Annotated in this window: 24 protein-coding genes, 1 tRNA gene and 1 pseudogene; 8 read left to right on the forward strand and 18 right to left on the reverse strand. The window is 53.0% G+C overall.

All coding sequences use genetic code 11. The features are described 5' to 3' along the window. Positions 1-321: 321 nt before the first annotated feature. Positions 322-1,512 (reverse strand): multidrug efflux MFS transporter Bcr, encoded by a 1,191-nt coding sequence (gene bcr, locus C0K55_RS00645; RefSeq protein ID WP_000213385.1) that lies wholly within the window; start codon positions 1,510-1,512, stop codon positions 322-324. A 27-nt stretch (positions 1,513-1,539) separates the two neighbouring features. After that, positions 1,540-2,235, reverse strand: a complete 696-nt coding sequence (rsuA, locus tag C0K55_RS00650; RefSeq protein WP_001234858.1) for a 16S rRNA pseudouridine(516) synthase RsuA — start codon at positions 2,233-2,235, stop codon at positions 1,540-1,542. 148 nt (positions 2,236-2,383) lie between these two features. Here rsuA and C0K55_RS00660 point away from each other — a divergent pair, with 148 nt between their 5' ends. Beyond that, a complete protein-coding gene (locus tag C0K55_RS00660; RefSeq protein ID WP_000578097.1) occupies positions 2,384-4,144 on the forward strand; it encodes a DEAD/DEAH box helicase in 1,761 nt (586 codons plus the stop codon). 124 nt (positions 4,145-4,268) lie between these two features. Beyond that, the gene (rplY, locus tag C0K55_RS00665; protein ID WP_000494188.1) at positions 4,269-4,553 is read left to right on the forward strand and encodes a 50S ribosomal protein L25; all 285 of its coding nucleotides are present in this window, start codon (positions 4,269-4,271) and stop codon (positions 4,551-4,553) included. Positions 4,554-4,716: 163 nt separating this feature from the next. Here the strand turns inward: rplY and yejK are convergent, their stop codons facing one another. Next, on the reverse strand, positions 4,717-5,724 hold the full coding sequence (yejK, locus tag C0K55_RS00670) for a nucleoid-associated protein YejK (RefSeq protein WP_000050774.1): 1,008 nt from the start codon (positions 5,722-5,724) through the stop codon (positions 4,717-4,719). A gap of 181 nt (positions 5,725-5,905) precedes the next feature. On the opposite strand from yejK, the gene C0K55_RS00675 reads away from it, so the two are divergent. The 4 genes from C0K55_RS00675 to narP all read left to right on the forward strand — a co-directional run bounded on the left by C0K55_RS00675 (position 5,906) and on the right by narP (position 8,894). After that, positions 5,906-6,133, forward strand: coding sequence for a YejL family protein (locus C0K55_RS00675; protein WP_001135667.1), 228 nt, complete (start codon positions 5,906-5,908; stop codon positions 6,131-6,133). Positions 6,134-6,152: 19 nt separating this feature from the next. Continuing rightward, a complete protein-coding gene (gene yejM / locus C0K55_RS00680; protein ID WP_000256124.1) occupies positions 6,153-7,913 on the forward strand; it encodes an LPS biosynthesis-modulating metalloenzyme YejM in 1,761 nt (586 codons plus the stop codon). Between the two features lie 74 nt (positions 7,914-7,987). Continuing rightward, positions 7,988-8,064: transfer RNA gene (locus C0K55_RS00685), tRNA-Pro, on the forward strand. A 182-nt stretch (positions 8,065-8,246) separates the two neighbouring features. Further along, positions 8,247-8,894, forward strand: a complete 648-nt coding sequence (gene narP, locus C0K55_RS00690; RefSeq protein WP_001516729.1) for a nitrate/nitrite response regulator protein NarP — start codon at positions 8,247-8,249, stop codon at positions 8,892-8,894. Between the two features lie 34 nt (positions 8,895-8,928). On the opposite strand, the gene ccmH is transcribed toward narP, so the two are convergent. Genes ccmH through napF form a run of 15 tightly spaced genes read right to left on the reverse strand, consistent with a single transcriptional unit; the run spans position 8,929 to position 21,068 of the window. Beyond that, complete coding sequence (gene ccmH / locus C0K55_RS00695; RefSeq protein ID WP_001211603.1) at positions 8,929-9,981, reverse strand: cytochrome c-type biogenesis thiol:disulfide oxidoreductase CcmH; 1,053 nt, start codon at positions 9,979-9,981, stop codon at positions 8,929-8,931. Continuing rightward, positions 9,978-10,535, reverse strand: coding sequence for a thiol:disulfide interchange protein DsbE (gene dsbE / locus C0K55_RS00700; protein ID WP_000824445.1), 558 nt, complete (start codon positions 10,533-10,535; stop codon positions 9,978-9,980). Before dsbE ends, ccmH begins: the two co-directional genes overlap by 4 nt. Continuing rightward, positions 10,532-12,475, reverse strand: a complete 1,944-nt coding sequence (ccmF, locus tag C0K55_RS00705; protein ID WP_105266536.1) for a cytochrome c-type biogenesis heme lyase CcmF — start codon at positions 12,473-12,475, stop codon at positions 10,532-10,534. The genes dsbE and ccmF overlap by 4 nt, the downstream gene beginning before the upstream one ends. After that, entirely contained in the window at positions 12,472-12,951 is a 480-nt protein-coding gene (gene ccmE / locus C0K55_RS00710) for a cytochrome c maturation protein CcmE (RefSeq protein WP_001026411.1), read from the reverse strand. Before ccmE ends, ccmF begins: the two co-directional genes overlap by 4 nt. After that, the gene (gene ccmD, locus C0K55_RS00715) at positions 12,948-13,157 is read right to left on the reverse strand and encodes a heme exporter protein CcmD (protein ID WP_000186540.1); all 210 of its coding nucleotides are present in this window, start codon (positions 13,155-13,157) and stop codon (positions 12,948-12,950) included. The genes ccmE and ccmD overlap by 4 nt, the downstream gene beginning before the upstream one ends. Beyond that, positions 13,154-13,891, reverse strand: a complete 738-nt coding sequence (gene ccmC, locus C0K55_RS00720; RefSeq protein WP_010379429.1) for a heme exporter protein CcmC — start codon at positions 13,889-13,891, stop codon at positions 13,154-13,156. Before ccmC ends, ccmD begins: the two co-directional genes overlap by 4 nt. A gap of 41 nt (positions 13,892-13,932) precedes the next feature. Next, positions 13,933-14,595, reverse strand: a complete 663-nt coding sequence (gene ccmB, locus C0K55_RS00725; RefSeq protein WP_000971724.1) for a heme exporter protein CcmB — start codon at positions 14,593-14,595, stop codon at positions 13,933-13,935. Continuing rightward, positions 14,592-15,215, reverse strand: coding sequence for a cytochrome c biogenesis heme-transporting ATPase CcmA (gene ccmA / locus C0K55_RS00730; RefSeq protein WP_000525579.1), 624 nt, complete (start codon positions 15,213-15,215; stop codon positions 14,592-14,594). Before ccmA ends, ccmB begins: the two co-directional genes overlap by 4 nt. 12 nt (positions 15,216-15,227) lie before the next feature. Next, positions 15,228-15,830 carry a cytochrome c-type protein NapC gene (gene napC / locus C0K55_RS00735; RefSeq protein WP_000528371.1) on the reverse strand — a complete coding sequence of 201 codons (603 nt, stop codon included), beginning with the start codon at positions 15,828-15,830 and terminating at the stop codon, positions 15,228-15,230. Positions 15,831-15,839: 9 nt separating this feature from the next. After that, positions 15,840-16,289: a nitrate reductase cytochrome c-type subunit gene (gene napB / locus C0K55_RS00740; protein WP_000835174.1), complete on the reverse strand. Its 450-nt coding sequence runs from the start codon at positions 16,287-16,289 to the stop codon at positions 15,840-15,842. Beyond that, entirely contained in the window at positions 16,286-17,149 is an 864-nt protein-coding gene (gene napH / locus C0K55_RS00745) for a quinol dehydrogenase ferredoxin subunit NapH (RefSeq protein ID WP_000013486.1), read from the reverse strand. The genes napB and napH overlap by 4 nt, the downstream gene beginning before the upstream one ends. Beyond that, a complete protein-coding gene (gene napG, locus C0K55_RS00750) occupies positions 17,136-17,831 on the reverse strand; it encodes a ferredoxin-type protein NapG (protein ID WP_000091299.1) in 696 nt (231 codons plus the stop codon). Before napG ends, napH begins: the two co-directional genes overlap by 14 nt. Positions 17,832-17,837: 6 nt before the next feature. After that, the gene (napA, locus tag C0K55_RS00755; RefSeq protein ID WP_001516733.1) at positions 17,838-20,324 is read right to left on the reverse strand and encodes a periplasmic nitrate reductase subunit alpha; all 2,487 of its coding nucleotides are present in this window, start codon (positions 20,322-20,324) and stop codon (positions 17,838-17,840) included. Further along, entirely contained in the window at positions 20,321-20,584 is a 264-nt protein-coding gene (gene napD / locus C0K55_RS00760; protein ID WP_000557372.1) for a chaperone NapD, read from the reverse strand. The genes napA and napD overlap by 4 nt, the downstream gene beginning before the upstream one ends. Then, entirely contained in the window at positions 20,574-21,068 is a 495-nt protein-coding gene (gene napF / locus C0K55_RS00765; RefSeq protein ID WP_000687310.1) for a ferredoxin-type protein NapF, read from the reverse strand. The genes napD and napF overlap by 11 nt, the downstream gene beginning before the upstream one ends. A gap of 108 nt (positions 21,069-21,176) precedes the next feature. On the opposite strand from napF, the pseudogene C0K55_RS27080 reads away from it, so the two are divergent. Continuing rightward, positions 21,177-21,341, forward strand: a pseudogene (locus tag C0K55_RS27080) (hypothetical protein). Between the two features lie 133 nt (positions 21,342-21,474). Further along, entirely contained in the window at positions 21,475-21,963 is a 489-nt protein-coding gene (gene eco, locus C0K55_RS00770) for a serine protease inhibitor ecotin (RefSeq protein WP_016248975.1), read from the forward strand. Positions 21,964-22,341 lie beyond the last annotated feature (378 nt).

A 22,341-nucleotide genomic window follows, 5' to 3' on the forward strand; every position in this document is an offset into this window, starting at 1 on the left:
GGAAGCACATTTAATTCACAATTTATTTACATTAATTTTAACACATCATCAACAACCCGTCTTTAAACAGATCGTAAAGATTGATGCCTCGCCTGCGTGGCCTCTATGGCTCTGATTTAAATAATATCTGCGGGCGTGGTCACGTTTGCGGGGCTATATGTACCCGTTTCTGAGATCTAACTCAACCTTTTTAACTACAATGATGTGACTTTTTACATAAATTGATTTTACATAAAACAAACAAATGACGGGGGATTGATAGATTTGTGGTTGATATGCATCAACAAAGGAAGCCTTTTAGCTTCCCTGTTGAGCAATAGTTCACCGTTTTTTGGGTCTGCTGGCGTACAAACAGAAGAGAATTGAACTGGTTGCACAGAATGCGATTGACCAAATCATCGGCCATGCGGAATTAAAGGTCGCCAGCGAAAGCAGCGCGCCAACAATTGCGCCAATGCCAAAACGAAAAGTTCCTGCAAGCGACGACGCGGTTCCCGCCATATGAGGGAACTCATCCAGAATTACCGCCATCGCGTTAGAAGACACCATCGATACGCAGCCAACAAACGCCGCCACACCCACTACCAGCGACCAGAATCCTAGCCCCAGTAATGCGCTGATGACCATCCACGCCGCCATAATAAATTGAATCCACAGCCCCGAGCGGAACATATTCAGCGCGCCAATGCGGCGAACAAAGCGACTGTTAAAAATGGTCATCACAAACAGGAAAACAATGTTTAACGCAAAGTAATAACCGAAGTTTTCCGGTGCGACATGGTTAATTTCAATGTAGACAAACGGTCCGGCGCTTAAGAACGAGAACATCCCGGCAAAGCTAAAACCGCTGGCCAACATATAACTCAGGACACGCTTATGGCGGAACAACGCGGCAAAGTTACCAATGGTGGTACGGATGTGAAACGGCTGGCGACGCTCCGGCGGCAAGGTTTCTTTGATCAGGAAGAAGATCATTGCCGAAGCCAGAATCGCCGCTACAGCGAGGATCCAGAAAATATAATGCCAGCTCAACCACACCAGCACCCAGCCGCCAACAATCGGTGCCATCAGCGGCGCGATGGTGGTCACCAGCATAACGAACGACATCATCCGCGAGAACTCTTCTTTCGGGTAAATATCGCGCATCAGGGCATTGATAACCACGCTGGCCGCTGCCGCCGCCAGACCGTGAAAGAAACGCATCACAATCAACTGATCGATGGTTTGCGCCAGCGCGCACGCCACCGCCGCCGCGGCAAACACCAATGTACCACCGAGGACAACCGGCTTGCGCCCGAAGCTATCCGCCATCGGCCCGTAGATTAACTGCCCCAACGCAAACCCCAGAATATAAGTACTCAGAGTCATCTGCGTACTGCCCGCAGGCACACCAAACTGGGCAGAAATCACCGGCAGCGCAGGCAGATACATATCAATCGACAGCGGCATCAACATGGCCAGCAGGCCAAGGATAAAGACAATAGCAAACGACGAATGCTGTCGGGTGGTCACAACTGGCTCCTGAAAGTCATTAAAGTGTTAAACGACGCTGGCAATTTCTTCTTCAGTTAACGGACGATATTCACCGGGTGCTAAATCTGCATCCAGCGTAATGCCGCCAATACGTTCACGGTGCAGTTCAACCACGTGGTTACCCACAGCGGCAAACATACGTTTCACCTGATGATAACGCCCTTCACTAATGGTCAAACGAACCTGCGTTGGGGTAATCACTTCCAGCACCGCAGGCTTAGTGAGATCTTTTTCGTTATGCAGTTGTACACCTTTAGCAAATTGCTCTGCCGTGTCGTCCGCTACGGGTGATTCCAGCGTCACCAGGTACGTTTTCTCGCAATGATGACGTGGAGAAGTAATGCGGTGCGACCACTGACCATCGTCGGTCATCAGCACCAGACCGGTAGTATCGATATCCAGCCGCCCTGCCGCATGCAGTTTCCATGCTACAGGTTCATCAAGAAAATAGAGCACCGTTGGGTGATCCGGGTCATCCGTGGAACAAACATAGCCCTGAGGCTTATTGAGCATGAAGTAACGTGGGCCATGTTGCTGTACCAACGGGTTACCATCGTAAGCCACACTGTGTTCAGGAAGCAGTTTAAACGCTGCATTGCGGACGATTTCGCCATCGACGGTGACACGAGTGCCGCGGATTTCACGCCCGGCAATAGCACGGCTAACGCCGAGTTGCTGTGCGATAAATTTATCAAGTCGCATGTGTGTGATTTTGCCTGTAAAAACGGAGGTCGGGCATTGACCCGAAAATCTGAACTGTTGTCTGCCCAGTATAGCGGTCTAATAACTTCCCTCAAGGGAAAAAGATCCGTGGCATACTATTAGCAGAATAATCTACCTACGCGAGACCATGATTTTTACACTCCGTCCATATCAGCAAGAAGCCGTGGATGCCACGCTCAACCATTTTCGTCGTCATAAAACTCCTGCCGTTATCGTACTCCCTACCGGTGCGGGTAAAAGTCTGGTGATAGCGGAACTGGCACGGCTGGCGCGTGGTCGCGTGCTGGTGCTGGCACACGTCAAAGAACTGGTAGCGCAAAACCATGCAAAATATCAGGCGCTGGGGCTGGAAGCGGATATTTTTGCTGCCGGACTAAAGCGCAAAGAGAGCCACGGTAAAGTAGTATTTGGCAGCGTACAGTCGGTCGCCCGCAATCTCGACGCCTTTCAGAGTGAATTTTCACTGTTGATTGTCGATGAATGCCATCGTATTGGCGACGACGAAGAGAGCCAGTATCAGCAAATCCTTACTCACCTGACAAAAGTGAATCCCCACTTACGCCTGCTGGGGCTGACTGCCACGCCCTTTCGGCTGGGGAAAGGCTGGATCTATCAGTTTCATTATCACGGCATGGTGCGCGGCGACGAGAAAGCCCTTTTCCGGGACTGCATTTATGAGTTACCGCTGCGCTATATGATTAAACACGGTTATCTGACACCACCGGAACGGCTGGATATGCCGGTAGTGCAATATGATTTCAGCCGCTTACAGGCACAGAGCAACGGGCTGTTCAGCGAAGCTGATCTCAACCGCGAGCTGAAAAAACAGCAACGCATTACGCCACACATTATTAGCCAGATTATGGAGTTCGCCGCAACGCGCAAAGGGGTGATGATTTTCGCCGCGACGGTCGAACACGCAAAAGAGATCGTTGGTCTACTGCCCGCCGAAGATGCCGCGCTTATTACCGGCGACACGCCCGGCGCTGAACGTGATGTATTAATTGAAGATTTTAAAGCCCAGCGTTTTCGCTACCTGGTCAACGTTGCGGTACTGACCACCGGATTTGACGCGCCACATGTCGATCTTATCGCCATTCTGCGCCCTACCGAATCGGTAAGTCTTTACCAACAAATTGTCGGGCGTGGTCTGCGTCTGGCTCCGGGTAAGACAGATTGCTTAATTCTTGATTATGCAGGTAACCCTCACGATCTCTACGCCCCGGAAGTAGGTACGCCGAAAGGCAAAAGTGACAACGTCCCGGTGCAGGTTTTCTGCCCTGCCTGCGGCTTTGCCAACACGTTTTGGGGCAAAACAACCGCCGACGGCACATTGATTGAACACTTTGGTCGCCGTTGTCAGGGATGGTTCGAAGATGACGACGGGCATCGCGAACAGTGTGATTTTCGCTTCCGCTTTAAAAACTGCCCCCAGTGCAATGCAGAAAATGACATTGCCGCGCGCCGCTGCCGCGAGTGCGACACCATTCTGGTTGATCCGGATGATATGTTAAAAGCGGCGCTACGGTTGAAAGATGCTCTGGTGCTACGCTGTAGCGGCATGTCTTTACAGCATGGGCACGATGAAAAAGGCGAATGGCTGAAAATCACCTATTACGATGAAGATGGTGCTGATGTGAGTGAGCGCTTCCGTCTGCAAACACCCGCCCAGCGAACCGCCTTCGAACAGCTTTTTATCCGCCCGCATACGCGCACACCGGGCATCCCTCTGCGCTGGATAACCGCCGCCGATATCCTCGCCCAGCAAGCGTTGCTGCGCCACCCGGATTTTGTCGTTGCACGAATGAAAGGCCAGTACTGGCAGGTTCGTGAAAAAGTGTTCGATTACGAAGGCCGTTTTCGTCGGGCGCACGAATTACGCGGTTAATGGTAGTTTTGATTGATGTGAAAGGCGTTTGAGTATAGAATCTCGCCCGCTTTTGCATACGCAAAGCAGATCACTTACCTGTTGCTGGGTCGCCTGTAGCAGGAATCAATTAAGAGAGAAAGAAATGTTTACTATCAACGCAGAAGTACGTAAAGAGCAGGGTAAGGGTGCGAGCCGCCGCCTGCGTGCCGCTAACAAATTCCCGGCAATCATCTACGGTGGCAACGAAGCGCCGCTGGCAATTGAGCTGGATCACGACAAAGTCATGAACATGCAAGTTAAAGCTGAATTTTACAGCGAAGTTCTGACCATCGTTGTTGACGGTAAAGAAATCAAAGTTAAAGCTCAGGATGTACAGCGTCACCCGTACAAACCGAAGCTGCAGCACATCGACTTCGTTCGCGCTTAATTGCTGAATAAGTTGTAAGAAACCCCGCTCCGGCGGGGTTTTTTGTATCTGCAGATTATGCCTGATGCGACGCTGCTCGTCTTATAAGGCCTACGGTATGGTTGTTTTTTGTCGGCCAGATAAAGCGTTCACACCGTATCTGGCATTCATAACACCAAACCGATTAATTGCTGCCAGAAGTCCGGCGCTGCAATTGATCGCGCAGATTCGGCGGTGTGCCCTTAATGGTCAGTGTATCGGTCGCCGGATCCCAAAAAATCCGTTCACCTAACAGCATCGCATCAAAGTTAATGGTCAAGCCACCGCCGCTACCGGCAAACTTCGTCAACTGACGCAGTGTGCTGCGGTCTGCCGGGAAGCTCTCTTCCAGTTCATACCCTTTTTCAGCCGCAAATTCCGTGAAGCTCACTTCGCTGACGCCCGCCAGCTCTTTTGACAGCGATTCCAGCTCGATTTCTTCGCCCGCCTGCAATTGCTCATTACAGTAGCTATAAACCTGCTGGCGAACATTTTGCCGTTCTGCTTTATCCAGTTGCGCTTCGGCAGTGAAATCATCAACCGCCTGCAACAAACCGCGGTTTTGCGCTTTCGCATTCAACCCTTCGCTGGCACCGAGGAAGTCCATAAAGAAATCAGCCACTTTGCGCCCTACTCGTCCTTTCAGGAAAGTCAGATAACGGGTCGATTCTGGGTTAGTTTCCCACTCGGTCAAATCGATACGCGCCACAATATCCGCATGATTGATATCAAGATAATGGGTCGGGTTGATGTCGAGGTTTTCGTTAACGCGCATACTGCTTAAATTGTTCAGCACGCAAATCAGCAGATACTCCACAGCCAGATAACGGTAGTGGCAAAACAGCACAAAACCGCCGTCAGCAAAGGGGTATTTCGCCAGCTCGTCACGCAGGCGACCGGTTGCCGCGCGGCTAAATGCCAGAAAATCTTCTTCGCCCTGGCGCTGCAAACGTAACGCCTGCGCCAGTTCACTCTCTTCGTTGAACAAGCCGTAGGCTTTATTTTTAGCGCTATAGACCCGATGCAGTTCTGCCACCATCTCAACGACGGTTTCCGTCGGCTCCAGCAATGAATCGCGCAACACCAGCTCAAGGTTCTGCTCATCACGCTTGATAAGCTGGTGCAGAGCAATCTGGTTGATATCCAGACTCATGATAAACTCTCCTTTAAGACCGGGCGGTATTCAATCACCGCCGGTAAAGCGACGCAATAAAAGATGGCAGCCATTTTACAGAAGGCAGCGTAACGCGAATGATTTAAAGTATAAAAAAGCAGAAAAAAAACCGTTGCTACGGTAATATGTTGCCCTTTCATCAACTAACTGATTTCGATTTATGCCACAAATTTCCCGCTACAGTGATGAACAGGTTGAACAATTGCTCGCAGAGCTGCTCAACGTACTGGAAAAACATAAGGCTCCGACCGACCTTTCCCTGATGGTGTTAGGCAACATGGTCACTAACCTTATCAATACCAGCATTGCCCCGGCTCAACGCCAGGCGATTGCCAACTCTTTTGCCCGCGCCTTGCAGTCCTCGATCAACGAAGACAAAGCGCACTAAGGGAAACAGATAACAGGTTATGGTAACTCATCATCAGCGCTACCGTGAAAAAGTCTCCCAAATGGTCAGTTGGGGGCACTGGTTTGCACTGTTCAATATTCTGCTTTCACTCGTCATAGGCAGCCGTTACCTGTTTATCGCTGACTGGCCGACAACACTTGCTGGTCGTATTTATTCCTACGTAAGCATTATCGGCCATTTCAGCTTCCTGGTGTTCGCCACCTACTTGCTGATCCTCTTCCCGCTGACCTTTATCATCGGCTCCCAGAGGCTGATGAGGTTTTTATCCGTCATTCTGGCAACGGCGGGAATGACGCTGTTACTGATCGACAGCGAAGTCTTTACTCGTTTCCATCTCCATCTTAATCCCATCGTCTGGCAGTTGGTTATCAACCCGGACGAGAATGAGATGGCGCGCGACTGGCAACTGATGTTCATCAGCGTGCCGGTTATTTTATTGCTTGAACTGGTGTTCGCGACGTGGAGTTGGCAAAAGCTGCGCAGCCTGACACGTCGTCGGCGCTTCGCCCGTCCGCTGGCCGCATTCTTATTTATCGCCTTTATCGCCTCGCACGTGGTGTATATCTGGGCCGATGCCAATTTCTATCGCCCAATCACCATGCAGCGCGCCAATCTGCCGCTTTCGTATCCGATGACGGCGCGACGTTTTCTTGAGAAGCATGGCCTGCTTGATGCACAGGAGTATCAACGCCGTCTTATTGAGCAAGGCAATCCGGACGCCGTTTCCGTACAGTATCCGTTAAGCGAACTGCGCTACCGCGATATGGGCACCGGACAGAACGTCTTGCTGATTACTGTCGATGGCCTGAACTATTCACGCTATGAGAAACAGATGCCTGCACTGGCGGGTTTTGCCGAGCAAAATATTTCATTCACACGCCATATGAGTTCGGGCAACACCACCGACAACGGCATCTTTGGCCTGTTCTATGGCATCTCGCCAAGTTATATGGATGGCATTCTGTCGACCCGCACGCCTGCGGCGTTAATTACCGCGCTTAACCAGCAAGGCTATCAGCTTGGGTTATTCTCATCCGATGGCTTTACCAGCCCGTTGTATCGCCAGGCATTGTTGTCAGACTTCTCAATGCCAAGCGTTCGCACGCAATCCGATGCTCAGACCGCCACGCAGTGGATCAACTGGCTGAGCCGCTACGCGCAAGAAGATAATCGCTGGTTCTCATGGGTATCTTTCAATGGCACCAACATTGACGATAGCAACCAGCAAGCATTTACCCATAAATATAGCCGGGCAGCAGGCAATGTTGATGAGCAGATCAACCGTGTGTTAAATGCGCTGCGTGATTCTGGCAAGCTGGACAATACGGTGGTGATTATTACTGCCGGTCGGGGTATTCCACTGAGCGAAGAGGAAGAAACCTTTGACTGGTCCCACGGTCATCTTCAGGTGCCGTTAGTGATCCACTGGCCGGGCACACCGGCGCAGCGTATTAATACCCTGACCGATCATACCGATCTAATGACCACGTTGATGCAACGCCTGCTGCACGTCAGTACGCCTGCCAGCGAATATTCGCAAGGTCAGGATTTGTTCAATCCTGAACGCCGTCATTATTGGGTTACCGCAGCGGATAACGATACGCTGGCAATCACCACGCCAAAAATGACGCTGGTGCTGAACAATAATGGTAAATACCGCACTTACAACTTACATGGTGAAAGAGTGAAAGACGAAAAACCACAGTTAAGTTTGTTATTGCAGGTGCTGACAGACGAGAAGCGTTTCATCGCTAACTGATTAATTATAAATCAGTTAGCAAAATATCTTACTTGCAATCGGTGTGGAAAACGGTAGTATTAGCAGCCACGAGTCGGCACGTAGCGCAGCCTGGTAGCGCACCGTCATGGGGTGTCGGGGGTCGGAGGTTCAAATCCTCTCGTGCCGACCAAAAATCCCTTAAGAACCAGCCTGTTATGGCTGGTTTTTTTATATCTACACGTTGTCCCGCAACCCACACTTGCAGTTTTACTACATGCCCATACATAAAATGGGGTAACATTCACGCGCCTGGTAGCGTTTCCAACGCTACGCTCAAACATAATGATTCTAATAAAACCTCAGGAGACTACTATGCCTGAAGCAACGCCTTTTCAGGTGCTGATTGTGGATGATCATCCACTTATGCGACGCGGTGTTCGTCAGTTACTGGAACTTGATCCTGGCTTTGAAGTGGTCGCTGAAGCGGGCGACGGCGCAAGTGCTATCGATCTGGCGAATCGACTGGATATCGACGTGATCTTGTTGGATCTGAATATGAAAGGTATGAGTGGCCTGGATACCCTCAATGCCTTGCGCAGGGATGGCGTTACCGCGCAAATTATTATTCTGACCGTTTCAGATGCCTCCAGTGATGTGTTTGCGTTGATAGACGCAGGCGCTGACGGTTATCTGTTGAAAGATAGCGACCCGGAAGTACTGCTGGAAGCGATTCGCGCCGGGGCAAAAGGCAGCAAAGTCTTTAGCGAACGCGTCAATCAGTACTTACGCGAACGTGAAATGTTTGGCGCAGAGGAAGATCCCTTCAGTGTGTTGACGGAGCGTGAACTGGATGTTCTGCACGAACTGGCGCAGGGGCTGTCTAATAAGCAGATTGCCTCAGTGTTGAATATTTCCGAGCAAACAGTGAAAGTACACATTCGCAATCTGCTGCGTAAACTCAATGTCCGCTCACGCGTGGCAGCAACTATTTTGTTCCTGCAACAACGCGGGGCACAGTAAAAAAAGCCCGATGGCGTCACCATCGGGCCTCTTCTTATTTACTTTGTTGCGGCGACAAATGCTGCATCGCCTGCGCGATACTGCGTTCAATCACCGCTCGACGGGTATCGTTGGCGGGTAAGAGCTTCAACATCATCTCCCACGCAGCAACGGCTTCGCCAAATCGCTGCTGTTCAAAGGCGTTAAACGCATACATGCTTAACACACGAATATTGCTGTGGTCGCTTCTCACCAGTTGGCGTAACAACTCTCCACCCAGGCGGTTGTCGTTGGGATCAGAAGAACGCGTCAGTGCTTCAGCATAACCCAGCGCCGCATCACTATTTTTCGGGTCGAGGCGATACGCGTTAGCATACGCATCGGTCGCAATACTGGCATTACCCAGCGCCATCCCAATGCGACCCAGCATAATCCAGCCTTCAATATCTCCCGGATTTTTTTGCAGTTGAGTACGCATCCCCAGCGCGAGGCGCGACATCTCTTCTTCATTCAACGGTTCAGCTTTCGGATCCAGCGCCCTGTCCAGCAGTGCCGGAGCCTGCACCATGGCCTGCTGCCAGGCTTTTACCTGCTGATAATTGCCGGTCTGGTAGTAACTGACGCCAGCCACAACTAACGCCACCACAATACCCGGCAGATAAACAACATATCCGGCACGCTTACCTTCCGGCATGCTTTGTTCGGGAAACTCCTCCTGCGCCACATGCACCCGACGCCGCGAACGGGAGTAAATCACCCAACCGCCAATGCCAATAGCCACCACCGGTAGCACCCACAGCAGCACGGTCAGCGGCGTTAACGGCGGATCGTAAGTAACGAAGTTGCCGTAACGCGCCACCATATAATCAACAATCTCTTTCTTACTCTTGCCTTCCTGCATCAGTTCGTACACTTTCTGTCGCAGGTCGGTGGCAATCATCGAGTTGGAATCGGCAATGCTGTTGTTCTGGCATTTCGGGCAGCGCAGTTCTTCAGTGAGCTGACGGAACTGTTGTTCCTGTGCTTCATCCTTAAACTGCAACACGTCGATGGTCGCCAGTGCCGAGCTGGAGATCATCAGCATCAGCACGCCCAATAAAAACCTCATTGTGCGGCCTCCTTACTGTATTTCTCCCATAGCGGCTTGATTTCTTCTTGCCAGACGCGGGGATTGAGATCGCCCGCATGGCGATAGCGAATGATGCCGTTGCCGTCGATGAGGAACGTTTCTGGCGCGCCATAGACGCCCAGATCCAGCCCTAACATGCCGTCGCCGTCAAACAGACTTAACGCGTAAGGATTGCCCAGCTCTTTCAGCCAGCTAATCGCTTTCTGCCTGTCGTCTTTATAGTTCATACCGACCACGCGGATACCCTGCGCAGAAAGCTGATTCAGGTATTGATGTTCCGCACGGCAGGTCGGGCACCAGGTCGCCCAGACGTTCAGCAGCACCGGCTTGCCCTGAGTCAGCACGTCCGCCTGATAAAACTGACCTGGATTATCCAGTGATTCAAGGCGAAACTTCGGCACTGGCTTGCCAATAAGCGCCGATTCCAGATTGGTCGGATCATCTCCTTCAGCATTACGTGCCAATTGCCACAGCAACGCTGCAGCAATCGCCAGGAAGATAATCAAAGGAATTAACAATACTTTGCGCTTCATACAGCCTCCGGCGCAGTTTTTTGCGGGTTCACGCGCTTGCGATAACGAGGATCAAACAGGCACAGTAGCCCCCCCAACGCCATCATCAGTCCGCCCGCCCAGATCCAGCGAACAAACGGTTTGTAGTAAAGACGTACAGCCCACGCACCGTTTTCCAGCTCTTCACCGAGCGCCGCGTACAGGTCACGGGTGATGCCGCCATCAATTGCCGCTTCGGTCATCATCGAACCAGCGGTGTTGTAATAACGTTTTTCTGCATACAACACCGTTTCCGGTTTGCCGTCACGCATCACGCCGATTGTCGCCACGCCGCCACGCCAGTTAGGACCGCTAACGTCTTTTACGTCGCGGAATGTGAAACGATACTCATGAATATCGACGCTATCGCCAGACTTCATGCGTACGTCACGCTCAACGCTATAGTTCTGACTGAAGGCGATACCAACAATTGTCACTGCAAGCCCCAGGTGAGCCGCCACCATTCCCCAGTAGCTGAAGGTTGTTTTGGTGCCACGCGAAATACGCAGCGCCGCTTCGGCAATCGCCAGCACACCAATCCAGCAGGCCATTGCCAGACCGAGTACCGTCATCGCCACGACTTTGCTTTCGAACAGCCACGGTAACAGCAACGACAACGCCAGCGTGCTAATAAAGGCGATAATCAACAAATTGCGGATTTTACGCGGACGATCGCGCCCCCAGCGCACCAGCGGGCCAACGCCAAGCAACAACGCAAACGGCACCATCAGCCAGGTAAACATGGTGTTGAAGAACGGTTCGCCAATCGAAATGCTGCCCAGCCCGAGTTGCTTATGCACCAGCGGCAGCAGCGTCCCCAGCAGTACCACCAGCATCGCGGCGACCAGCAAAACGTTGTTCGCTAACAACAGAGATTCCCGCGACCACAGCGCATTGTTTACGCGTGAGCGAACTTTGTGTCCACGCGCGGCAAACAGCAGCAGCGAACCGCCAATCACCAGCACCATAAAGGCGAGGATAAACATGCCGCGCGCCGGGTCAGACGCAAATGCATGTACCGATACCAGCACGCCGGAGCGCACAAGGAAAGTTCCCAGCAGACACAACGAGAAGGCACTGATTGCCAGCAATAATGTCCACGCTTTGAAGCTGGCACGTTGTTCAGTCACCGCCAGCGAGTGCATCAGCGCAGTACCCACCAGCCACGGCATAAACGAGGCGTTTTCTACTGGATCCCAGAACCACCAGCCGCCCCAACCAAGTTCGTAATAAGCCCACGCAGAACCAAGTACAATGCCAAGCGTCAGGAAGATCCACGCCGCCAGCGTCCAGGGACGGGTAAAACGTGCGTAGGTGCTGTCCAGACGTCCGCTCAATAAAGATGCAATGGCAAAAGCAAACGCCACCGAGAAACCGACGTAACCCATATAGAGCAGAGGCGGATGGAAGATCAGCCCTGGATCCTGCAACAGCGGGTTAAGATCACGCCCTTCAATCGGGAAGTTCGGCAGCGTGCGGGAGAACGGGTTAGAGGTAAAGAGAATGAACAGCAAAAAGCCGACGCTGACCATTCCCATTATCGCCAGTACGCGGGCAACGATATCCAGCGGAATACGCTGGCTAAAAATCGCTACCGCAAAGGTCCAGCCGCTCATCAGCAGCACCCACAGCAGCAGCGAGCCTTCATGCGCGCCCCAGGTGGCCGCCACGCGATACCACACCGGAAGCTGGGTATTAGAGTTGCTGGCCACGTAGGTGACGGTGAAGTCGTTCACCACGAACGCATTGATCAGCACCAGAAATGCGCCAGCCACAGACATAAACAGCAACCAGGCAAACAAGCGAGAAGAGGCCATCATGCGCGCATCTCCACGCGCCACGCCCCACAAAGGATAGACGGACAGCAGCAGCGCAATCCCTAATGCCAGGCACAGCAGTCCGTTACCAATTTCCGGCATCATGATGCTGGATCCTTATAAACACTGGCCGGGCGACGGTGATTAGCTTCCATCGCTTTCTCGACTTCTGGCGGTGTGTAGTTTTCATCGTGTTTCGCCAGTACTTCTTTCGCGAGGATATGATTGCCTTTTTCCAGTTCGCCCTGCACCACAACGCCCTGCCCTTCACGGAACAAGTCCGGCAGAATGCCTTCGTAAGAGACATCCACTGAGCCTTCAGCATCGTAAATGGTGAAGGTCACTTTCAGCGAGTCAGGATCGCGCTGCACGCTACCCGGCATCACCATCCCGCCGACGCGCAGACGCTGACCGACTTCCGGCATCTGCTGGGTTTCACGCTTGCCGTAGAGAATTTCCCCCGGCGTATAGAAAAGATCGATATTCGAGCGCAGCGCATACAGCACCAGACCGATAGTCAGCGCCAGCCCCGCCAGCACGGCACAGGCAATCCACAAGCGGTTTTTACGGCGAATATTCATGCAGCCTCCTGCTGTTGCGCAGCACGTAAACGCGCCTCACGCGCCCGTTGTTGCGCCACGCCACGCAGAATTGCGCGATGCTGCATCACCGAGTGCACGACCAACACCACCAGCGGAATAACAGTCATCACTACCGCCAGCCAGACAAAAAAGGCGTAACCGCCCATTGCGAAAAATTCATTCCAGGAAGCAAATGCAGGGGTCATTTACGGCCTCTTTTCAGTATCAGTTCACTCACCCACGGACGGCGTTTTTCCATCAGCAAAATCAAATTACGCATCCGCATCAGCGTCAGCGTGGCAGACAGCAGCAGGAAACCAAAAATCGACCAGCGCAGCGGCGAACGCATCGCCGGATCGATACTTTGCTGCATCCGCGTTGATCCCTGATGCAGGGTGTTCCACCACTCCACGGAGTAATGAATAATCGGCAGGTTTACTACACCAATCAGCACCAGGATCCCCGCCGCACGCCCCGCCAGACGGCGGTCGTCGAAAGCGTGCCACAGCGCAATCACACCAACATACAGAAACAGCAACACCAGTTCAGAGGTCAGACGTGCGTCCCATACCCACCAGGTCCCCCACATCGGTTTTCCCCATGCGGAACCGGTAACCAGGGCAATAAAGGTAAACACGGCACCAATGGGAGCCATCGCCGCCACCGCCAGATTGGCCATTTTCATCTGCCAGACAAGGCCGATAAACGCCGCCACCGCCATTGAGGCATAAATGCCCATCGACCAGATCGCCGCAGGCACATGTAGATAGATAATGCGGTAGCTATTTCCCTGCTGATAATCAGCCGGAGCGAAGCCGAATCCCCAGATCCAGCCAACGATAAGCACGACCACACTGGCGATTGCCAGCCACGGTATAAACCAGCCACAGATTTGGTACAGCCGTGGTGGGATCGCCAGTTGATGCAGTGTTTTCCACATAGTTTCGATACCAGACTCGAACAAAAATCAGTAATCCAGCGTTATTGAATGCTGATTCGTAACGCTGCCGCCGTCGCAAAAGGACTTAATGTCGCGGTGCCTGCCAGCAACGCGCCTAAAATTGCCAGATACCCGTCAACGGGCAAATGCATCGAAGCCGCGTCCATCGCGGCGGTAGCAAAGATGAGTAATGGGATGGTCAGCGGTAACACCAGTATGCTGAGCAGCACGCCACCGCGTTTAAGTCCCACTGTCAGCGCCACGCCCGGAGCACCGAGAAATCCCAGCGTTGGAGTTCCCAACAGCAGCGTCAGCGCCATCACTTGCCAGCCATAAACGTCCATTCCCAGTAGCAATGCCACCAGTGGCGAGAGGATAAGTAACGGTAAACCGGTTACCATCCAGTGCGCCATCACCTTCGCCAGCACAACGGCGGGCAAGGGTAACGGCAACAACATCAGTTGTTCAAGACTGCCGTCCTGCAAATCGTCACGGAACAGTCGCTCCAGCGCCAGTAAGGAAGAAAGCAGCGCTGCCACCCAAATAATGCCCGGTGCAATACGTGCCAGCAGTTGCGGCTCCGGACCGATACTGAGCGGAAAAAGGGTAATAACAATCAGGAAAAACCACAGCGGGTTGGCGATTTCGGCGCTATGGCGAAACGCTACGCGCAGCTCAAGACGGAAAATGCGCCAGAACATCATACGCCCCTCGTTTTCGTCAGAGATATGCGGCGGATTTTACTTTCGGCAACGTTGAGCGGTTGGTGAGTAGTAAGAATCACAATCCCCCCCTGCTCCGTATGCTGCGCCATACGCTGGGTCAGACGATCGACGCCGTTAACGTCAATCGCGGTAAACGGTTCGTCGAGGATCCACAAGGTGGCACGGGTCAGCCACAGACGCGCCAGCGCAACGCGGCGTTGTTGCCCGGCAGAGAGTTGATTCACGGGAATATCTTCGAATCCGGCAAGCCCGGCCTGCGCCAGAGCGTCCAGACAGTGTGCGGTATCACCATCGCGATGATAAAAGTGCAGATTTTCTAACGCCGTCAGCCGGGTTTTGATCCCCGGCTGATGGCCTATCCATAACAGGTTTTGATGGTAGCTATCGCGTACCTGATGCAAGGGCTGCCCTTGCCAGAGAACTTCACCCGCATCAGGGCGAGACAACCCCGTCAGCAAACGGAGAAGCGTTGTCTTCCCCGCGCCGTTGCTGCCGGTGATTTGTACCCACTCTCCTGCATTCAGCGTAAATGACAAACCACTAAATAAAGTGCGTTCATCCCGCTCGCAGAGTAATTCTCTGGCTTCAAGCATACCCACGCAATAACCCTGTTAAAAACCTGGTTCGACTTCACGCATATCAGGCAGCTTGTGCGCTATCCCTTTATGGCAGTCAATACAGGTTTGCCCGTCTTTCACCGCCTGAGCGTGCATCTTCGCGGCAACACCTTTCTGGGCGGTTGTATCCATATACTCGAAGTTGTGACAGTTACGACACTCCTGCGAGTTATTGTCCTTCATCCGCCGCCACTCATTCTGTGCCATAGTCAGGCGATGAGCTTCAAACTTTTGCGGCGTGTCAATAACGCCAAAAATTTTACCATACAGCTCTTTACTTGCTTTGAGCTTGCGTATCATTTTCGGCACAAACTCGTGCGGAACGTGACAATCCGGACAGGTCGCACGCACGCCACTACGGTTGTTGTAATGCACGGAATCCATGTATTCCTGATACACCGTATTGCGCATTTCGTGGCAGCTAATGCAGAACTCTTCGGTATTGGCTTTTTCCATTCCGGTGTTAAAGCCGCCCCAGAAGACAATACCGCCAACAAAACCGATCAACAGCAGCGTACCCAGCGCCAGACGACTGGGAGTACGCCACCATTTCCACAGGCGCTTAATCAGGCCAGGCTTACGGTCAGAATTTCCCATAATAACCTCTTATTTCCCGTAACCTTTTGATGGGGTGAAGGTATTCCCCACGATTGGCGCGGTATCGGCCTGCGGCACGTGACATTGCAGACAGAAGTAACGACGCGGAGCCACTTCCGCACCTACCTTGCCATCGCTGTCCATAAAGTGAGTTGGACTGATGCGCGGCGCGCCAGTGGTGCGATAGCTCTCGACACCGTGGCACTGTAAGCAGCGGTTGGTATTGGTCGTTACCTGATAACCTTCAACGCTATGCGGGATCATCGGCGGCTGATTCACATAGTTCAGCGGCATCCGATCCTGCTCTTTTGGCATCCGAATGGCCCCTTCCTGCGTCCCGGATACTTCTGGCGACTGGCTAAAATCGACGCCATTAGCCGCCCAAACCGCGCCGCTCACCACCAGGGCCAGCATCGCCGTCCATTGACACAGCGCTTTCTTCAGGTCATGGCTTTTCATGATTTCGCTCCCGAACTCCATCGTGTAGTTATTGTAAATACATCCTCAGAACAGACATCCACGCAGCGACCGCACGTCATGCAATCGCGGCTGGTGACCTGCACCGGGCTTTGTTCATCCAGCACCGGGGCACGTAGTACATGCGGTTCCGGGCAAACATGAAAACAATCCATACAGCGGTTACATTTCTGCCGATCGGTAGCCGCAACGGTAACAATACCTTTGCTACCCAACACGCCATACAGCGCACCGACCGGGCAAATGTGACCGCACCAGCCGTGTTCAACGACCAGTAGATCAAATAAAAACAGCGCGAGAATAAGCAGCGCGCCGCTGCCGAATCCCATTACCAGGCTGCGCCCCATCAGGGAAACAGGGTTAATCCATTCCCAGATGAGTGTGCCGGTTAAGGCCGATCCCACCAGTATGACGACCAGCAGCACGTAGCGAATGTGCCGCGGGATCGTCGCAGACTGATTGAGGTCAAATCGCCTGCGTAACCAGTTTGCTAAATCGGTAATCGGGTTCAGCGGACAGACCCAACTGCAAAATAATCGCTTTCCTGCCAGGGCGTAGAGCACAGTGATAATCACTGCGCCGGTCAACGCCACTGTGGCAGGTAGATGACCGCTGGCAAGGCTTTGCAGCGTCATCAGCGGATCGGTCAGCGGAATGGTGTCGAGTAACAAGCTACTGCTATAGTTGCCGTGCAAGATCCACACACCAAACCACGGGCCGCTCAAAAACATTCCCAGTACGAAGAACTGACAAAGGCGACGCAACACCAGCCAACGGTGACTACGCCACCAGCCTTTTTTCGCCAGCGCCTCGCGCCCGGCGTCACGTTTACGATTTGCCATCGTTCCCCTCCAGCCAGCCGAAGCGGTAATGGTGACCTAACTCCCCTTTCGCCAGTGACAGCGGTAACACCTTGATTGCCGGTTGCTCCAGTACGCACACTTTTTCGCACTTACCGCAGCCGGTGCAGGCATCGCTGTGAACCGTTGGCAGAAAACGGGCGTGTTTACCGGTACGCGTGTTGCGCTCCAGTTCCAGGGTAATCGCCTCATCAATTTTCGGGCATTCGCGATAACAGACATCGCAGCGCAGCCCCTGAAAGTTGAGGCAGTTCTCCTGATCCACCAGCACTGCCAGTCCCATCCGCGCGTCGTCGATCGATTCGATTTCACGATCCAGCGCACCACTCGGGCACACTTTGGCACACGGTACGTCCTCACACATTTCGCAAGGAATATCGCGCGCCACAAAGTACGGCGTGCCCGCCGACAGGCCAGAGGCCAACGTCGCCAGCTTTAAGGTGTCGTAAGGGCAAGCCTGAACACACTGCCCGCAACGCACACAGGCACTGGCAAAGGCGTTCTCGTTTATGGCTCCGGGCGGGCGCAACCGCACGCCAGATGCGCGTGCGGTTTGCTGTTGTAACCCCAGCGCCACACCCACGGCAGCCAGCCCGCCTGCTGTGCGAACGACATCGCGCAGAAAGCGGCGGCGACCATTTTGAGGTTTCGCTGACCGGGACATAATGGCTTACACCTTCTCCAGTTTGACCGCGCACTTCTTAAAGTCCGTCTCTTTCGAGAGCGGATCGGTCGCGTCCAGCGTCAGTTTGTTAACCAACTGTGCGGCGTCGAAGAACGGCATATACACCAGACCCTGCGGCGGACGGTTACGACCGCGCGTTTCGACAATCGAGATCACTTCGCCACGACGAGAAACCACTTTCACTTTGTCACCACGACGCAGGTCACGCGCTTTCGCATCCAGCGGGTGAATAAACAGGACCGCTTCCGGGAAAGCACGGTGCAGTTCTGGTACACGGCGAGTCATACTGCCGGTATGCCAGTGCTCCAGTACGCGCCCGGTAGAGAGCCACAGATCGTATTCTTCATCCGGAGCTTCCGCCGCCGGTTCAAACGGCAGTGCGAAGATCACCGCTTTGCCATCCGGTTTACCGTAGAACTTGTAGCCTTCGCCCGCTTTCACATACGGGTCGTTGCCTTCACTGTAACGCCACTGCGTTTCTTTACCGTTAACTACCGGCCAGCGCAGGCCGCGTGCTTTGTGGTAGTCATCGAACGGTGCCAGATCGTGACCGTGACCGCGGCCAAACCATGCGTACTCTTCGAACAGCCCTTTTTGCAGATAGAAGCCCAGCTCGCGGGATTCATCATTAAGTTGATCTTCTGCCAGTTCGGATACCGGGAATTTGCTCACTTCCGGGGTGGCATACAGTACCTCGTACAGCGTTTTGCCACGCAGCTCCGGTTTCTTCGCCAGCAGCTCTTCCGGCCACACTTCTTCAGTTTTGAAGCGGCGGGAGAACTGGACTAACTGCCAGAGATCCGATTTTGCTTCGCCCGGTGCCTGTACCTGTTGACGCCAGAACTGAGTACGGCGTTCTGCGTTACCGTAAGCCCCCTCTTTCTCTACCCACATTGCTGTCGGCAGAATCAAGTCCGCGGCCAGCGCACTGACTGTCGGATATGGATCGGAAACGATGATAAAGTTGCGCGGATCGCGCCAGCCCGGCATACGCTCTTCATTAATGTTCGGCCCGGCCTGCATGTTATTGGTACACATGGTCCAGTAAACATTCAGCGTGCCGTCTTTCAGCGCACGGTCTTGTGCTACCGCGTGCAGACCGATTTTTGCCGGAATGGTGCCGCTCGGGATATTCCACTTCTTCTCGCAGATATCACGGTGTTTCTCGTTGGTCACCACCATGTCCGCTGGCAGACGGTGAGCAAAGGTGCCCACTTCACGCGCAGTACCACACGCGGAAGGCTGACCCGTGAGGGAGAACGGACCGCAACCCGGCTGGGAAATTTTGCCGGTCAGCAGATGCAGGTTGTAGACCAGGTTGTTGGCCCACACGCCGCGGGTATGCTGGTTGAAACCCATCGTCCAGTAGGAGATGACTTTCTTGTTCGGATCGGCATACAGTTGCGCCAGTTGTTCCAACTGATCTTTTGGCACGCCGGTCATTTCAGCGGTTTTTTCCAGCGTATATTCGGCAACAAAGGCTTTGTAATCTTCAAAGCTCATCGGCTCGGAAGCATCGGAACCCGGATTTTTCGCCGCTTTTTCCAGCGGATGGGTTGGACGTAAACCGTAGCCGATGTCCGTCGCCCCTTTACGCAGATTGACGTGTTTGCTGAAGAAGTCCTGATTTATCGCATTGTTTTGAATGATATAGTTGGCGATATAGTTCAGGATCACCAGGTCAGATTGCGGCGTAAAGATGATGCCGTTATCCGCCAGTTCAAAGCTACGATGCTGGTAAGTAGAAAGCACCGCCACGGTGACGTTCTGGTTAGAGAGACGACGGTTGGTAATGCGCGACCAGAGGATCGGGTGCATCTCCGCCATGTTCGCGCCCCACAGCACAAACGCGTCAGCCTGTTCGATGTCGTCATAGCAGCCCATCGGCTCATCCATACCAAAGGTACGCATAAAGCCAACGACCGCCGACGCCATACAGTGGCGTGCGTTCGGGTCGATGTTGTTAGAACGGAAGCCCGCTTTGAACAACTTGGACGCGGCATAACCTTCCCAGATAGTCCACTGACCAGAACCGAACATACCGATCGACTCCGGCCCTTTTTCTTTCAGGGCGGTTTTGAATTTCTCTTCCATCACATCAAAGGCTTGATCCCAGGTGATTGGGGTGAACTCGCCTTCTTTGTCATATTTACCGTTTTTCATACGCAGAAGCGGCTGCGTCAAACGGTCTTTACCGTACATAATTTTGGGCAGGAAATAGCCCTTAATGCAGTTCAGACCACGGTTAACCGGTGCGTCCGGGTCGCCCTGACAGGCCACCACACGCCCCTGTTGCGTTCCGACCAGAACGCCACAACCAGTACCGCAAAAACGGCATGGCGCTTTATCCCATTTAATGGCTTCCTGCTGACCAACAACGGCGCGGGCAACGCCCGGCACGCTGAGACCGGCAGCCGCCGCAGCGGCCGCAACGGCGTTAGCTTTCATAAAGCTACGACGACTGAGTTTCATGGTGTTTCCTCACCTTGCTCTTCCTGCTGGTGATAAACCAGCGACACCGCCAGCACGCCTTCTACGTTGCGTACTGACTCAATGGTTTGAATTAGCGTTTCGCTGTCTTCTGCTTCCACCACCACTATCAACTGACCACTCGGCGCGTCGCTGACAGCGACTTCACAGCCATCAAAGGCGTTCAGTTGGGTGCTGATGTCTGAAATTCGTTCGCTTTTGGCCTGAACGACCAGGCTGCAAACTTGCCAGTTAGTGTGCATGGAGATACTCCGCAGTAATGGCTGATACCGGACAACTAGCTGCACATGCTCCACATCCGTTGCAAAGTTGGCTATTAAGTTGCGGCTGGTAGATCCCGGAAAGCGTCGGGCGAAAGATAATGGCCATTGGTTCACAGCTATCCTGACAGCGACGGCATTCGACTGCCTGATACGCCAGGCACGTCTCCCCGATGGTGAACAGCAAATCCCAGGCCCTGGTGTGGCGCGGAGAAAATAGTGATTCGGGGCAAGCCTGCGCACAGGCATAACAGAAACTGCACTCGTTGTTTTTGAAATTAACGCTCGGATAGCCACCCGCACCACGTTGCAAAATGTTGTTTTCACAAGCATTAATACAGGCGTCGCAGCGGGTACAATGAGTCAGAAAATGAGATTCATCACCAGACCAGGGCGGACGGATACCGTTACTGGCTTTGCGCCAGCGACCAGTGAGTATGCCCCGACGGGATACATCAATCTTCACATTGACCTTCCATCATTAACGCGCTCTGAAAACGGAGAGCGACCAAATAAACCGCATAATTAATAAGCCATTTTTATAGCCGCTAAGATATTAAAGGATGTGTCAAAGATGCATACCCCGATCGGGGTAAAACCTGTAGTAGGATCAAAAGAGTGGTGGGAAGGCTGGCAAAAACGGTCTTTTGCTCACATTTCAAATGGTTATAAATAAATTTATATAGCGATAAATTCACCAAATATATTTCTTCAGGCTTCACCATTCATCAGCATATAACACCAAAAGAGAAGGTAAAGTTGTCTGAATATTCCTTAAGTTATTCATAAAGCAAATTAATAAATTTGATGAATATGTTAACCTTCAGCGACATCATCGGTGAAAAACCTATAAATGAAGAAAGGAAAACAAAATGAAGACCATTCTACCTGCAGTGTTGTTTGCCGCTTTTGCCACGACCTCTGCCTGGGCGGCAGAAAGCATCCAGCCGCTGGAAAAAATTGCCCCTTATCCGCAAGCCGAAAAAGGGATGAAGCGTCAGGTGATTCAGTTAACCCCGCAAGAAGATGAATCTACCCTGAAAGTAGAACTGTTGATCGGTCAGACGCTGGAGGTCGATTGCAATCTGCATCGTCTTGGCGGAAAACTGGAAAGCAAAACGCTGGAAGGCTGGGGCTATGATTATTATGTCTTTGATAAAGTTAGCTCCCCGGTTTCGACGATGATGGCCTGTCCGGATGGCAAGAAAGAGAAGAAATTTGTTACCGCGTATCTGGGTGATGCCGGAATGCTGCGTTACAACAGCAAGCTGCCGATCGTGGTGTATACACCAGACAATGTGGATGTGAAATACCGCGTCTGGAAGGCGGAAGAGAAGATTGAGAACGCGGTAGTTCGCTAAACGAATGTGAAGTGCTGCACTCCGCAGGTCGGATAAGGCGGTTACGCCGCATCCGACATCTAACGCCCTGGCCGGTTGCCTGATACGACGCTGCGCGTCTTATCAGGCCTACGCCGCTGTGAAGTGCTGCCCCCCGCAGGTCGGATAAGGCGGTTATGCCGCATCCGGCATCTAACGTCCTGGCCGGTTGCCTGATGCGACGCTGCGCGTCTTATCAGGCCTACGCCGCTGTGAAGTGCTGCCCCCCGCAGGTCGGATAAGGCGGTTACGCCGCATCCGACATCTAACGCCCGAGCCAGTTGCCTGATGCGACGCTGCGCGTCTTATCAGGCCTACGCCGCTGTGAAGTGCTGCCCCCCGCAGGTCGGATAAGGCGGT

This window comes from Escherichia sp. MOD1-EC6098 (genome assembly GCF_002965865.1).
Taxonomy (GTDB): domain Bacteria; phylum Pseudomonadota; class Gammaproteobacteria; order Enterobacterales; family Enterobacteriaceae; genus Escherichia; species Escherichia marmotae.

Coding starts and splice junctions, on each gene's coding strand:
- rsuA (WP_001234858.1), bottom strand. CDS start 2,235: ATGCGACTTGATAAATTTATCGCACAGCAACTCGGCGTTAGCCGTGCT.
- C0K55_RS00660 (WP_000578097.1), top strand. CDS start 2,384: ATGATTTTTACACTCCGTCCATATCAGCAAGAAGCCGTGGATGCCACG.
- rplY (WP_000494188.1), top strand. CDS start 4,269: ATGTTTACTATCAACGCAGAAGTACGTAAAGAGCAGGGTAAGGGTGCG.
- yejK (WP_000050774.1), bottom strand. CDS start 5,724: ATGAGTCTGGATATCAACCAGATTGCTCTGCACCAGCTTATCAAGCGT.
- C0K55_RS00675 (WP_001135667.1), top strand. CDS start 5,906: ATGCCACAAATTTCCCGCTACAGTGATGAACAGGTTGAACAATTGCTC.
- yejM (WP_000256124.1), top strand. CDS start 6,153: ATGGTAACTCATCATCAGCGCTACCGTGAAAAAGTCTCCCAAATGGTC.
- narP (WP_001516729.1), top strand. CDS start 8,247: ATGCCTGAAGCAACGCCTTTTCAGGTGCTGATTGTGGATGATCATCCA.
- ccmH (WP_001211603.1), bottom strand. CDS start 9,981: ATGAGGTTTTTATTGGGCGTGCTGATGCTGATGATCTCCAGCTCGGCA.
- dsbE (WP_000824445.1), bottom strand. CDS start 10,535: ATGAAGCGCAAAGTATTGTTAATTCCTTTGATTATCTTCCTGGCGATT.
- ccmF (WP_105266536.1), bottom strand. CDS start 12,475: ATGATGCCGGAAATTGGTAACGGACTGCTGTGCCTGGCATTAGGGATT.
- ccmE (WP_001026411.1), bottom strand. CDS start 12,951: ATGAATATTCGCCGTAAAAACCGCTTGTGGATTGCCTGTGCCGTGCTG.
- ccmD (WP_000186540.1), bottom strand. CDS start 13,157: ATGACCCCTGCATTTGCTTCCTGGAATGAATTTTTCGCAATGGGCGGT.
- ccmC (WP_010379429.1), bottom strand. CDS start 13,891: ATGTGGAAAACACTGCATCAACTGGCGATCCCACCACGGCTGTACCAA.
- ccmB (WP_000971724.1), bottom strand. CDS start 14,595: ATGATGTTCTGGCGCATTTTCCGTCTTGAGCTGCGCGTAGCGTTTCGC.
- napC (WP_000528371.1), bottom strand. CDS start 15,830: ATGGGAAATTCTGACCGTAAGCCTGGCCTGATTAAGCGCCTGTGGAAA.
- napB (WP_000835174.1), bottom strand. CDS start 16,289: ATGAAAAGCCATGACCTGAAGAAAGCGCTGTGTCAATGGACGGCGATG.
- napH (WP_000013486.1), bottom strand. CDS start 17,149: ATGGCAAATCGTAAACGTGACGCCGGGCGCGAGGCGCTGGCGAAAAAA.
- napG (WP_000091299.1), bottom strand. CDS start 17,831: ATGTCCCGGTCAGCGAAACCTCAAAATGGTCGCCGCCGCTTTCTGCGC.
- napA (WP_001516733.1), bottom strand. CDS start 20,324: ATGAAACTCAGTCGTCGTAGCTTTATGAAAGCTAACGCCGTTGCGGCC.
- napD (WP_000557372.1), bottom strand. CDS start 20,584: ATGCACACTAACTGGCAAGTTTGCAGCCTGGTCGTTCAGGCCAAAAGC.
- eco (WP_016248975.1), top strand. CDS start 21,475: ATGAAGACCATTCTACCTGCAGTGTTGTTTGCCGCTTTTGCCACGACC.